The following is a 13,061-nucleotide window of genomic DNA, read 5'->3' on the forward strand; positions in this document are numbered from 1 at the left end:
TGGCGAGGGAGCTTGCTCCCGCTGGGGTGCGTAGCGCCCCTAAATCAGGCACCTCGATTCACCTGATCAGGCCGCTGGCTGCTTTTACGACTGCTGCGCAGCCGAGCGGGAGCAAGCTCCCTCGCCACAAAAGCGCTTTTGATACCGCTTTAAACAAAAAGCCCCGCATCTGCGGGGCTTTTTGTTTGATCAGGCGCTGACTTTCTTCACGCCCAGCTTTTTCAGCTCTTCGTCGCGCAACTCGCGGCGCAGGATCTTGCCGACGTTGGTGGTTGGCAGCGCGTCGCGGAACTCCACGGCTTTGGGCACCTTGTAGCCGGTGACGTTGGCGCGCATGTGCTCCATCACCTGTTCCTTGGTCAGGGTCACGCCCGGTTTGGCAACGATGAAGATCTTGATCGCCTCCCCCGACTTCTCGTCGGGCACGCCGATGGCTGCGCATTGCAGCACGCCCGGCAGGGTCGCCAGCACGTCTTCCAGTTCATTGGGGTACACGTTGAAACCGGAGACCAGGATCATGTCTTTCTTGCGATCGACAATGCGCATGTAGCCATCAGGCTGGATCAGCGCGATGTCACCGGTCTTCAACCAGCCTTCGCTGTCGAGTATTTCATCGGTGGCTTCCTGACGCTGCCAGTAGCCTTTCATGACTTGCGGACCTTTCACACACAGTTCACCGATGCCGCCCAACGGTTGTTCGACACCGGCATCGTCAATGACTTTGCACAGGGTCGACGGCACCGGAATACCGATGGTGCCGATCTGGATGTTCTGATTCGGGTTCACCGTGGCCACCGGGCTGGTTTCGGTCATGCCGTAACCTTCGCAGATCGGGCAGCCGGTGACCGCTTTCCAACGTTCAGCCGCGGCCAGTTGCAAGGCCATGCCGCCGGACAAGGTGATTTTCAGGTTCGAGAAATCCAGCTTGCGGAACGCTTCGTTGTTGCACAGAGCAACAAACAGCGTGTTCAAGCCGACGAAACCGCTGAACTTCCACTTCGACAGTTCCTTGACCATCGCCGGCAGGTCGCGCGGATTGCTGATCAGGATGTTGTGGTTGCCGATCAGCATCATCGCCATGCAATGAAAGGTGAAGGCATAGATGTGGTACAGCGGCAGAGGCGTGATCAGGATCTCGCAACCTTCATTGAGGTTAGAGCCCATCAGCGCCTTGCACTGCAGCATGTTCGCCACCAGGTTGCGATGGGTCAGCATCGCGCCCTTGGCCACGCCGGTGGTGCCGCCGGTGTATTGCAGCACGGCAACGTCGCTGCTGGCCGGGTTAGCTTCCGTCACTGGCTGGCCATGGCCTTTGCTCAGCACATCATTGAATTTTACGGCCTTGGGCAAGTGATACGCCGGGACCATCTTCTTCACGTACTTGATGACGCTGTTGATCAGCAGACGCTTGAGTGGCGGCAGCAGGTCGGCCACTTCGGTGACGATCACGTGCTTGACGCCGGTTTTCGGCACGACGGTCTGGGCCAGATGCGCCATGTTGGCCAGGCAGACCAGGGCTTTGGCACCGGAGTCGTTGAATTGGTGTTCCATTTCCCGCGCGGTGTACAGCGGGTTGGTGTTGACCACGATCAGCCCGGCGCGGATGGCACCGAAGACAGCGACCGGGTACTGCAACACGTTGGGCAATTGCACGGCGATTCGATCGCCGGGTTGCAAATCGGTATGCTGTTGCAGGTAAGCGGCAAAGGCACCGGACAATTCATACAACTCACCGTAGGTGATTGTCTTGCCCAGGTTGCTGAATGCCGGTTTGTCAGCGAAGCGTTGGCAGGATTGCTTCAACACTGCCTGAATATTCGGGTACTCGTCTGGATTGATCTCGGCAGCAATTCCAGCTGGGTACTTATCCTTCCAAAAGTCTTCGATCATGGAAGCCCACTCCTCAGCAACGCGAATTCAACACCGCATTTGATGCGATTATTATTGGTGTGTTTTTGGTGAGTCTGGCTTTTAACATAGGCCGAGAGGTCACAAAGCGCGCCGAGAGTAGCAGCTTTGCCTAGGGCCGACTAGGGCCAAAATCGGCCTCCACAGTCACTTTAGCGACTCAAGACTATCAAGCAGTCATTTTAGAGCAAAAATCCTATACAGCCCTGAAAGCCGCTGAATTCGCGGCTTATAGCCTTAAAAGCTTCGCGGGCAAGCCTCGCTCCTACGGTTTTTTGTCGATCACCCGATAGTGCGACACAAATCCACTGTAGGAGCGAGGCTTGCCCGCGAATGCGCGTAGCGCAGCTTCAAACGTTATGCGATATCGCGCAACTCCCGCCGCAAAATCTTGCCCACCGGTGTCATCGGCAGCGACTCACGCAACACGATGTGCTTGGGCACTTTGTACGCCGTGAAGTTTTCCTTGCAGTACGCCTTCAACTCTTCAAGGCTGACCCCCGACTCACGGGCGACCACAAACAGCTTAACCGCCTCCCCCGAACGCTCGTCCGGCACGCCGATCACCGCACAGTTGGCGACATTCGGGTGGGCCATCACCACGTCTTCGATCTCATTCGGGTACACGTTGAAGCCCGAGACGATGATCATGTCTTTCTTGCGATCGACAATACGCACGAAGCCGTCCGGATCGATCACTCCGATGTCGCCCGACTTGAACCAGCCATCGGCATCCAGCACTTCGGCGGTGGCTTCCGGTTTTTGCCAGTAGCCCTTCATGATCTGCGGGCCCTTGATGCACAGTTCGCCGCGCTCGCCCAACGGCTGCTCGACGCCTTCATCGTTGATCACTTTCAGGGACGTGCCCGGCACTGGCAGGCCGACCGTGCCGATACGCGATTTGTCGCCGTAAGGGTTGGTGCAGGCCACCGGCGAAGTTTCGGTCAGGCCGTAACCTTCGGTGATCCGGCAACCGGTGAGTTGCTCCCAGCGCTCGGCGGTGGCCTTGACCAGCGCCGTGCCGCCGGAGTTGGTGAGTTTTAGGCTGGAGCAATCCAGGGTCTTGAAATCGGGATGGTCCATCAATGCGACGAACAGCGTGTTGAGCCCCAGCAGCGCCGAGAACCGCCAGTTCTTCAGTTCCTTGATGAAGCCCTTGATGTCCCGTGGATTGGTGATCAGCACGTTGTGGTTGCCGGTCACCATCATGCACATGCAGTTCGCCGTGAAGGCATAGATGTGGTACAGCGGCAGCGGCGCGATCATCACTTCCTGGCCTTCGCGCAGCAGCGGCTGACCGTCGGCACCCAGTTGACTGAGGCATGCCCGGGCCTGCTGCATGTTAGCCACCAGGTTGCCATGGGTCAGCATGGCGCCCTTGGCCAGCCCGGTGGTACCTCCGGTGTATTGCAACACCGCGATGTCGTCGAGGCTGGCGTTCAGCGGTTTGATGCCCAGGCCCCGGCCCAGACGTAGCGCGCTCTTGAAGGAGATGGCCTGGGGCAGTGAATAATCCGGGACCATTTTCTTGACCTTGGCGACCACGGTATTGATCAGCCAGCCCTTGGCCGTGGGCATCAGGTCGCCCATCTTCGCTTCGATCAGGTACTGGATGTCAGTGTCGGGCAGCACTTCCTGGACCTTCTGCCCGAACACGTTCAGGTACACCAGCGCCCGGGCACCGGAGTCCTTGAACTGATGACGCATCTCCCGCGCGGTGTACAGCGGGTTGGTGTTGACCACGATCAGCCCGGCGCGCAAAGCGCCGAACACCGCAATCGGGTAATGCAGGACGTTGGGCATCTGCACCGCGATGCGATCCCCCGGCACCAGGTCGGTGTGGGCTTGCAGGTAACCGGCGAATGCCGCGCTGTAACGTTCAAGTTCAGCGTAGGTCAGGGTCACCCCCATGTTGCTGAATGCCGGGCGGTCAGCAAATTTCTTGCAGGAACGCTCGAACACCTCGATCACCGACTTATAGGCCCCAAGGTCGATATCCAGGGGCACGCCGGCCGGGCGTTTGTCATTCCAGAAATCAGGTTGCATTGTTCTTGTCCTCATTACCTGAATCTATCCAGGGCCGCTTTTTTCATTACTTCTGAAAAGCGGGGCTTCCCGGACACTAGCAGCTATGGTGAATCAGGCAAATATGCGCACAGTCGTCATTGATCCCGTGAATCTTGCTGCCCCGGCGTGGCCTGATCAGACGGCGCGCGCGGGATGCGCTATACAATGCAACGACGCCCATGCCCATGCCGCCCCATGCAAAGGAATCGCCATGATCCACGACACTTTCTGGCTGACCGCAAGCGACCGCAGCCGTCTCTTCGTCAACCAGTGGCTGCCGACTGCGCCGCTCAAAGCCGTGATCCTGCTGGCCCACGGTATGGCGGAACACAGCGGTCGCTACGCGCGTCTGGCAGAAAAGTTCTGCGAACAGGGCTACGGCCTCTACGCACTGGACCTGCGCGGACATGGCAAAACCGCCGAAAACGGCACCCTGGGCCACTTCGCCGACAACGATGGCTGGTGCAAAGTGGTCGGAGACCTGGCCAGCCTCAACCAACATATCGGCCAACAGCATCCCGGCGTACCGATCGTGCTGTTGGGCCACAGCATGGGCAGCTACATCGCCCAGGCTTACTTGCTGCACCACAGCGCCAGTCTGCACGGGGCGATTCTCAGCGGTTCGAACTTCCAGCCCGTGGCGCTCTATCGCGTCGCGCGGCAGATTGCTCGCCTCGAATGCCTGCGCCAGGGGCCCAAGGGTCGCAGTGCATTGATCGAATGGCTGTCGTTCGGCTCATTCAACAAGAAGTTCAAGCCAGCGCGTACCTCGTTCGACTGGCTGAGCCGCGATCCGGCCGAGGTCGACAAATACGCCAACGACCCGCTCTGCGGCTTTCGCTGCACCAATCAATTGTGGATCGATTTGCTCGGCGGCTTGCAGCAAATCAGCAAAGCGTCCAATCTCGCCCAGATCGATCCGGGCCTGCCGCTGCTGGTGATTGGCGGCGAATGTGATCCGGTGAGCGAAGGCAAACGTCTGAAAGATCTGGCCCACGCCCTGCGCGACGCTGGCTGCCAGAGCCTGCACTTGAATATTTACCCGCAGGCCCGGCACGAACTGTTCAATGAGAGCAATCGCGATGAAGTGACTGCCGACGTGCTGAACTGGATCGCCCAGGCCTTGAGCAACCGCCGGCCCCCCAGAGCCGAATAGTTTTTTTGTGGATTCATTTAATTCGTCACAGGAATCGAGACAGATGACCCAGGTTACCAACACCCCTTACGAAGCCCTCGAAATCGGCCAGACCGCCAGCTACAGCAAAACCGTCGAAGAACGCGACATTCAGTTGTTCGCCGCGATGTCCGGCGATCACAACCCGGTGCACCTGGATGCCGAATTCGCCGCAGCCTCCATGTTCAAGGAGCGCATCGCCCACGGCATGTTCAGCGGCGCGTTGATCAGCGCGGCAGTGGCTTGTGAGTTGCCTGGGCCGGGGACTATTTATATCGGTCAGACGATGAGTTTTCAGAAGCCGGTGAAAATTGGCGACACGCTGACTGTGCGCCTGGAAATTCTCGAGAAAATGCCGAAGTTTCGTGTGCGTATCGCCACTCGCGTATTCAACCAGCGCGATGAACTGGTAGTAGATGGTGAGGCGGAGATTCTGGCACCGCGTAAACAGCAGACCGTGACATTGCCGACGTTGCCGGCAATCAGCATCGGCTGATTCATCACTTCCTTGTGATGAGAGGCCTTCCCTGTGGCGAGGGAGCTTGCTCCCGCTCGGCTGCGTAGCAGTCGTAAACCTGTCACTGCGCCTGATCAGATCCAACGCGGTGTTTGATTTGGGGGGCGCTGCGCGCCCCAACGGGAGCAAGCTCCCTCGCCACAGGTCGAACGCTTACGAGCGTGCGCGTGCCTGGTTACGCAGGGCTTTGACCTGATCGTGGTTGCGTTGCACGCCGTGGTACTGGCGTTCAACGGTGTCACGAATACTCACCAGATTGTCCTCGTTGATTTTTTCCAGCGCTTTCTTGTAAGCCTTCTTCGCGTGGTCTTCACCACGCTCCGCTTCGTTCAGCACCGCCTCCTCATCCTTGCCGGTAAACATCGCCTTCACGTCAACCCAACGGCGATGCATATCGCCACTGACACTGGTGGACGTTTCCGGATCACCGCCCAGGGAACGCACCGTGGCCTGCAGCTCGGCAGCGGCAGTGGCGCAGTCGGCGGAGCGCTGAATGAACAGGTTTTTGAGTTCGGGATTCTTGATGTCTTCAGCGCAAGTCTTGAACCCTTCCTGACCATCTTTACAGGTTTCAATCAGGTCGTTGAGTACAGAGATCGCTTCTTTATTAATGTCGGTCATTTTTCAATTCCTTGCGGTTGATGAAAGATGCAGTAAGTCATTGCACCCCGCATGCCAGCTTCGAATTGATATTTTTCACTTTAATTTCAATACGTTAGATTTATATGCGAAATCTGTATCCGTTTTTTTTGCATGATCTGTCAATTGGCCTGCATGCAGAATGCCTGTATTTTCCAGACTGTTTTGAATCAAGACGACTGATGATGAATCCCGAAAAGCTCGAACTGCTGATTACCCGCGAGATGCCCTTCGGCAAATACAAAGGCCGGATCATCGCCGACCTGCCCGGCCAGTACCTGAACTGGTTCGCTCGCGAAGGTTTCCCTCATGGGGAACTGGGCGGTTTGCTGGCCTTGATGCAGGAAATCGATCACAACGGCCTGTCGGAGCTGCTCGAACCGCTGCGCGTCAAACACGGCAAACCTGCCCCTCGTCACTGAACCACCCTATCGCACCGAGTCGCTCATGCCCGATAACACCCGCCGTGCCCGTGATGAAGCCTTTTGGCTGACCTTTGCCGACCGATACGCTGTCGAACCCGGCCCCCTGAACCTGGAAAACGGTTACTTCGGGCGCATGTCACGCACGGTGGTGGAGGAATACCAGCGCAACATCGAACTCATCAACCGCGGCAACTCGGTATATGTACGCCAGCGCTTCGAACAGGGCGAAAGCGTCAAGATTCGCACGCAGCTGGCCGAGCTGATCGGTGCCCCGGCCGAAGCCGTCGCGTTCACCCGCAACGCCTCGGACGGCTTGCAGTCGCTGATCCGCAACTACAATCGCCTGGAACCGGGCGATCAGGTCCTGCTGTGCGATCTGGAGTACGACACGGTCAAGAGCGCAATGCGTTGGCTAGCCCGCTATCGAGGCGTGGAAGTGATAGAGATCGAGCACCGTCACCCCGCCAGTTTCGACAGTTTACTGGCCACGTACCTCGAAGCTTTCACACGTTATCCGCGACTGAAGCTGATGGCCCTGACCCACGTCACCCATCGCACCGGTCTGGTGATGCCGGTGCAGGCGATTGCCGCTGCCGCCAGGGAACACGGCATCGATGTGATCCTCGATGGCGCCCATGCCCTGGGCCAGATCGAGTTCAACCTCGATGAGCTGGGCATCGCCTTTGCCGGCTACAACCTGCACAAATGGATCGGTGCGCCATTGACCCTCGGCTTCATTTACATCGCGCCCGAGCGCCTGGCCGACATCGACCCGGACATGGGCGAAATGCATTTCCCAATCACCGACATTCGCGCCCGTACGCCGTACAGCACCCCGAACATTCCGGCCCTTCTGACCCTGCCGCTGGTGTTCGAAGAACATCACGCCATGGGTGGTTCTGTCGCCAAGGGCACACGGCTCAATTACCTGCGCAACCGCTGGGTCGATGCCGTTCGGGCGTTACCGGGGATAGAAGTCATGACCCCGGATGACCCGCACCTGTATTGCGGCATCACCTCGATGCGCTTTACCCGACATACCGACCAACAAGTGATGGTCGAGCGCCTGCTCAGCGACTACAACCTGTTTACCGTGGCGCGCAGCGGCGCGGCGTCTGGCCCGTGCATCCGCATTACGCCGGGGCTCACGACCATGGCAGCGGACATGGATGTACTGGCACGGGCGTTGAACGAATTGCGCTGACGTCACACGGTGTATTTGTCGAAGTCCTCGGGCTTGATTTGCGATGACACCGCAAACGTGTCGACACCGATGGTCATGTGCCCGAAAAAGCCGTCTTCTTTCGAGTCTCGACCGATGGTGTGAATGTTCAGGGTCGAGGCCTCGCCGCCCATGCGCTGATAAAACATATCCTGCGCATTGGTCAGCGGTGAGACGGCTCGACCGCTGTACTCACGGGCGTTGAGCACCGACCTTGATGCAACCTCGGGAAAGTAAAGCTGGCCGACCCAGGCGACGTGCCGTTCTTCCAGATAGTTATTACCGGCCGTGATGCGTACTGCGACGTGAATGTGCAAAGCGCGGCCGGCATAGACCCCCGGATAAATCGTGGTAAACCGCACGACGCCCATTTTGTCGGTGAATTGCCCACCACGCAGGTAGGTGTCATCGTCGGTGCGCGGGATCGACCCGATATCATCCACATCGACTTCCCTGTCCGGGTTGACCTTGCTCCAGCCCGAATACGCCCCGCGCGTATTGCAATGCCAGATATCGACCAGTGCCGCCGTAACCGGTTGGCCGGTCATGGCATCGATGATCGTGAGCCGCAGCACCAAGGGGACGCCGTCCATGCCTTCGCTGATGTTTCGTCTGATCAGTTTCGGGTTTCGAAAATACGGACCGGCGACCTGCTCGGGTGACAGTTGATAAACCGGTAGTGGGGATGCAGCCGAGGTGTTGTCGTCCATGACGCTCTCTCTTCCATAAGATGAACGCAGATTAACGCTGGACGTGCGGCGAGATGCGGTAACTATGTATCGCGTGATGTCGATCCGTAGCAGCTGCCGAGCCTGCGAGGCTGCGTTCGGCTGCGCAGCAGTCGTAAAACCAGAGATTGCGGTATGTCAGGCAGACCGCGTCAGCCGGATTCACGACTGCTTCGCAGCCGAACGCAGCCTCGCAGGCTCGACAGCTGCTACAACGAGCGTTTCGACGGCCACAGGAGTTTTCACCAGGCAAAAAAAACGGTGCACCGACCAAGCGCACCGTAAAGCCGTAGAACACACAACGAAGTGTTTGGTAAATCCGGTAAAACCGGTGAATCAGTCCAGCAGCGCCAACGCCTCGGCGGTGCACTCCTGGATGCGGGCCCAGTCGCCGTTCTTGATCCATTCAGGGTCAAGCATCCAGCTACCGCCCACGCACATCACGTTTTTCAACGCCATGTAGCTCTTGATATTGGCCGGGCTGACGCCGCCAGTCGGGCAGAACTTAACTTCGCCGAACGGGCCGCCCAGGGCCTTGATAGCCGCGACGCCGCCGCTGACTTCCGCCGGGAACAGCTTGAAGCGGCGATAACCCAGGCAATAGCCTTCCATGATGCCGGAGGCGTTGCTGATACCCGGCAACAGCGGAATCGGGCTGGCGACACTGGCTTCGAGCAGGTCACGGGTGATGCCCGGCGTCACGATGAATTGCGAACCGGCGGCTTCGGCAGCGGCCAGCATGCTGCGATCGAGCACCGTACCGGCACCGGTCACCAGCTCCGGACGCTTTTCGCGCAGGATCTGAATCGCCTTGAGGCCGAACTGCGAACGCAGGGTCACTTCCAGCGCCGTCAGGCCACCGGCGGCCAGGGCGTCGGCCAACGGCAGCACGTCCTGTTCGCGAGCGATGGTGATCACCGGCAGGATCCGCGCCTTGGCGCAGAGGCTGTCGATCAGGGCAACTTTGTCCGCCATGGAAACGGTCGGGGATGTGTTTGTCATAGCGGCTGATCCTTGGTTCATGGGCACCAGTAAATCTCTAACGTAGGTTGCAGAAACGCCCGAATCGGCATGGCGGCGACATCGTCACCGGCCAGTGCGGCGCTCAGGGTGGTCAGCTTGGACTGACCGGAAATCGATAAAACGGTGTGCCTGGCCGAAGCCAGCAGCGCGCGACTCATGGTCAGGCGTTGATGCGGCACGGTCGGTGCCAGCATCGGCCAGCAACGGCGAGTGCCGTCGACTTTCAACGCGTCGGCCAGGTTCGGGCTGTTGGGGAACAGCGACGCGGTGTGACCGTCGTCGCCCATGCCCAGCACCAGCACATCGATCGCCGGCAATTCGGCGAGCAAGCGATCAGCCTGCTCGGCGGCCTGTTCCAGGTTGGCAGTGGCACTGTAGAGGCTCAGGAACTGGGCCTTGGCCGCCGGACCTTGCAACAGGTAACGCTTGAGCAGACCGGCATTACTGTCGGCATGTTCCACCGGCACCCAGCGCTCGTCAGCCAGGCTGACCACCACCTTCGACCAGTCCAGCGTCTGCTTGGCCAGGTGCTGGAAAAATGCCACCGGGCTGCGCCCACCGGACACCACCAGCGTCGCGGCGCCTTGTGCGGCAATCGCGTCGCTCAGTTGTCTGGCCACTGCCAATGCCAGGCCTTCGGCCAGCAGCACCGGGCTTTTGAACTCATGGGCGCTGACGCCCTGCGGCAGTTTCAATTTAGATATCGCCATACCAAGACCTCCCGTCCCGCGTGATCAGTGCAATAGAGCTCATCGGCCCCCAGGACCCGGCCGCGTACGGCTTGGGCGCATCACCGGATTTTTTCCACCCGGCGATCAACTGGTCACACCACTTCCACGCGGCTTCGATTTCATCTTTACGGACAAACAGGTTCTGATTGCCACGCATCACTTCCAGCAACAACCGCTCGTAGGCATCGGGAATCCGTGCGCTGCGCCAGGTGTCGGAAAAATTCAGCTGCAACGGACCGCTGCGCAGCTGCATGCCCTTGTCCAGGCCTTGTTCCTTGGTCATCACGCGCAAGGAAATACCTTCGTCCGGCTGCAGGCGGATGATCAGTTTGTTGCTGATCTGCAAGCGCTGCTCAGGGGCGAAGATGTAGTGCGACGGTTCCTTGAAGTGGATGACGATCTGCGACAGTTTCTGCGGCATGCGCTTGCCGGTGCGCAGGTAAAACGGCACGCCGGCCCAGCGCCAGTTGCGAATGTCGGCACGCAGGGCAACGAAGGTTTCAGTGTCGCTCTGGGTGTTGGAATTCGGTTCCTCCAGATACCCCGGCACCGATTTGCCTTCGCTGTGACCGGCGATGTACTGGCCGCGCACCACTTGAGTGGTCAGGCCTTCCGGGCTGATCGGCGCCAGTGCCTTGAGGACTTTGACTTTCTCGTCGCGGATGCTGTCGGCGGACAAGTCGGCCGGCGGGTCCATGGCGATCAGGCACAGCAACTGCAACAGGTGATTCTGGATCATGTCCCGCAGCTGGCCGGCCTTGTCGAAGTAACCCCAACGGCCTTCGATCCCGACCTGCTCGGCCACGGTGATTTCCACGTGGGAGATGTAATTCTGGTTCCACTGGGTTTCGAACAGGCTGTTGGCGAAACGCAGCGCAATCAGGTTCTGTACGGTCTCTTTGCCCAGGTAGTGGTCGATACGGTAGGTGCGGTTCTCCGGGAAGAACTGCGCCACGGCGTCGTTGACCTTACGCGAGGATTCCAGGTCCGAACCGATGGGTTTTTCCAGCACCACGCGGGTGTTTTCGGTCAGGCCGACCTTCGACAGATTCTCGCAAATAGCACCGTAAACCGCCGCCGGCGTGGCGAAGTAGGCAATCACCCGCTGGGCGCTGCCGGCCTGCTCGGCCAGGGCGACGTAATCGTCAGCCTTGAGGAAGTCGACATGCAGGTAGCTCAAACGGGCCAGGAAGCGCTCGAGCACGGCTTCATCCAGCTCTTTGGCGCCCACGTAACGACGCAACTCAGTGGCGATGAACGCCAGATGCTGTTGCTCGCTGCCGGGTTCACGGGCCAGTGCGATAATGCGCGTATCCTCATGAAGCAGGCCGGCACCATCGAGTTGATAAAGGGCAGGGAACAGCTTGCGCAGGGCTAGATCGCCGAGAGCGCCGAACAAGGCAAAGGTGCACGGTTCAACCGTAATCGAAGGCATGATGTTTGTTCTTTTATCAAGTTAAGCTACAAATACCTTTTTTCAAGGCATCACTCAAGGGAAAATGTAGTAATAACCACAACATTTTCGCAAAATATAGATTCCGAGTGGTGGTCGGTCGGAGCCATCAGTAGGATAGGCCACCGTTACGGGCCGTATCAAAGGCCCAATTTGCATAGCCGAGCGCTCGTTTGCGCAGGTGAAATTAGGAACCCCATATGGACCGCGTGCGAAATTTACTGGAACAGATCCAGAGTCGCCTTGAAGACCTGAACAAGGCAGAACGCAAAGTCGCCGAAGTGATCCTGCTCAACCCACAGCAGGCCACCCGGTTCAGCATCGCCGCCCTCGCCCAGGCCGCGTCGGTCAGCGAGCCGACGGTCAACCGTTTCTGCCGCTCATTCGGTGTCAGCGGCTACCCGGAACTGAAACTGCAGTTGGCCCAAAGCCTGGCCAGCGGCGCGGCGTATGTCAGCCGTGCGGTGGAAGCCGACGACAACCCCGAGGCTTACACCCAGAAAATCTTCGGCAGCGCCATCGCGTCCCTGGACAGCGCCTGCCAGGCACTGGACCCGAACCTGATCAGCCGCGCCGTCGACCTGTTGATCCAGGCCCGGCAGATCCACTTCTTCGGCCTCGGCGCCTCGGCGCCGGTGGCACTGGATGCGCAGCACAAGTTCTTCCGCTTCAACCTCGCCGTCACCGCCCATGCCGATGTGCTGATGCAACGCATGATTGCCTCGGTGGCCCACACCGGTGAGTTATTCGTGATCATCTCCTACACCGGCCGTACCCGCGAATTGGTGGAAGTGGCGCGCATCGCCCGGGAAAACGGCGCGTCGGTGCTGGGGCTGACGGCCGAGGGCTCGCCACTGGCCAAGGCCAGTACCTTGAGCCTGAACATTCCATTGCCGGAAGACACCGACATCTACATGCCGATGACCTCGCGGATCATTCAGTTGACCGTGCTCGATGTGCTCGCCACCGGCATGACCTTGCGCCGCGGCGTGGATTTCCAGCCGCATTTGCGCAAGATCAAGGAAAGCCTGAATGCCAGTCGGTATCCGATTGGGGATGAATTCAACTAACCCAACCTGAGTTCTTTGTCGCCTGACAAGCCGCCTTCGCGAGCAAGCCCGCTCCCACACTGGGTCTTCAGTGGACACAACATTTGTGTTCAAAGCAGATCCAG

The 13,061-nt window shown here is 59.0% G+C and carries 12 protein-coding genes; 5 read left to right on the plus strand and 7 right to left on the minus strand.

Translation table 11 applies throughout. The features are described from left to right. Window positions 1-189: 189 nt before the first annotated feature. On the minus strand, window positions 190-1,890 hold the full coding sequence (gene fadD1, locus AC30D7_RS28565; RefSeq protein WP_490136305.1) for a long-chain-fatty-acid--CoA ligase FadD1: 1,701 nt from the start codon (window positions 1,888-1,890) through the stop codon (window positions 190-192). A 375-nt stretch (window positions 1,891-2,265) separates the two neighbouring features. Beyond that, window positions 2,266-3,954 (minus strand): long-chain-fatty-acid--CoA ligase FadD2, encoded by a 1,689-nt coding sequence (gene fadD2, locus AC30D7_RS28570; protein ID WP_490136306.1) that lies wholly within the window; start codon window positions 3,952-3,954, stop codon window positions 2,266-2,268. Between the two features lie 232 nt (window positions 3,955-4,186). Between fadD2 and AC30D7_RS28575 the strand changes: the two genes are divergently transcribed. Both AC30D7_RS28575 and AC30D7_RS28580 read left to right on the plus strand, forming a co-directional pair. Then, window positions 4,187-5,131: an alpha/beta hydrolase gene (locus AC30D7_RS28575; RefSeq protein ID WP_490136307.1), complete on the plus strand. Its 945-nt coding sequence runs from the start codon at window positions 4,187-4,189 to the stop codon at window positions 5,129-5,131. Window positions 5,132-5,174: 43 nt separating this feature from the next. Further along, window positions 5,175-5,645, plus strand: a complete 471-nt coding sequence (locus AC30D7_RS28580) for a MaoC family dehydratase (RefSeq protein WP_019581456.1) — start codon at window positions 5,175-5,177, stop codon at window positions 5,643-5,645. 174 nt (window positions 5,646-5,819) lie between these two features. On the opposite strand, the gene AC30D7_RS28585 is transcribed toward AC30D7_RS28580, so the two are convergent. Continuing rightward, entirely contained in the window at window positions 5,820-6,287 is a 468-nt protein-coding gene (locus AC30D7_RS28585) for a ferritin-like domain-containing protein (RefSeq protein WP_490136308.1), read from the minus strand. 203 nt (window positions 6,288-6,490) lie between these two features. Here AC30D7_RS28585 and AC30D7_RS28590 point away from each other — a divergent pair, with 203 nt between their 5' ends. Then, window positions 6,491-6,727: a DUF3820 family protein gene (locus tag AC30D7_RS28590; protein ID WP_026346079.1), complete on the plus strand. Its 237-nt coding sequence runs from the start codon at window positions 6,491-6,493 to the stop codon at window positions 6,725-6,727. Window positions 6,728-6,752: 25 nt separating this feature from the next. Then, window positions 6,753-7,934 carry an aminotransferase class V-fold PLP-dependent enzyme gene (locus AC30D7_RS28595; protein WP_490136309.1) on the plus strand — a complete coding sequence of 394 codons (1,182 nt, stop codon included), beginning with the start codon at window positions 6,753-6,755 and terminating at the stop codon, window positions 7,932-7,934. Between the two features lie 2 nt (window positions 7,935-7,936). Here the strand turns inward: AC30D7_RS28595 and AC30D7_RS28600 are convergent, their stop codons facing one another. From AC30D7_RS28600 to zwf, 4 genes are all read right to left on the minus strand, one after another. Beyond that, window positions 7,937-8,662: an intradiol ring-cleavage dioxygenase gene (locus AC30D7_RS28600; RefSeq protein WP_490136310.1), complete on the minus strand. Its 726-nt coding sequence runs from the start codon at window positions 8,660-8,662 to the stop codon at window positions 7,937-7,939. A 354-nt stretch (window positions 8,663-9,016) separates the two neighbouring features. Continuing rightward, window positions 9,017-9,682: a bifunctional 4-hydroxy-2-oxoglutarate aldolase/2-dehydro-3-deoxy-phosphogluconate aldolase gene (locus AC30D7_RS28605; RefSeq protein ID WP_018926462.1), complete on the minus strand. Its 666-nt coding sequence runs from the start codon at window positions 9,680-9,682 to the stop codon at window positions 9,017-9,019. 17 nt (window positions 9,683-9,699) lie between these two features. Then, window positions 9,700-10,413 (minus strand): 6-phosphogluconolactonase, encoded by a 714-nt coding sequence (gene pgl, locus AC30D7_RS28610; protein ID WP_490136311.1) that lies wholly within the window; start codon window positions 10,411-10,413, stop codon window positions 9,700-9,702. After that, a complete protein-coding gene (zwf, locus tag AC30D7_RS28615) occupies window positions 10,400-11,869 on the minus strand; it encodes a glucose-6-phosphate dehydrogenase (RefSeq protein ID WP_018926464.1) in 1,470 nt (489 codons plus the stop codon). Before zwf ends, pgl begins: the two co-directional genes overlap by 14 nt. A gap of 227 nt (window positions 11,870-12,096) precedes the next feature. Between zwf and AC30D7_RS28620 the strand changes: the two genes are divergently transcribed. Further along, window positions 12,097-12,957, plus strand: a complete 861-nt coding sequence (locus AC30D7_RS28620) for a MurR/RpiR family transcriptional regulator (RefSeq protein WP_172901244.1) — start codon at window positions 12,097-12,099, stop codon at window positions 12,955-12,957. Window positions 12,958-13,061 lie beyond the last annotated feature (104 nt).

It is taken from the genome of Pseudomonas sp. DF5 (genome assembly GCF_058148225.1).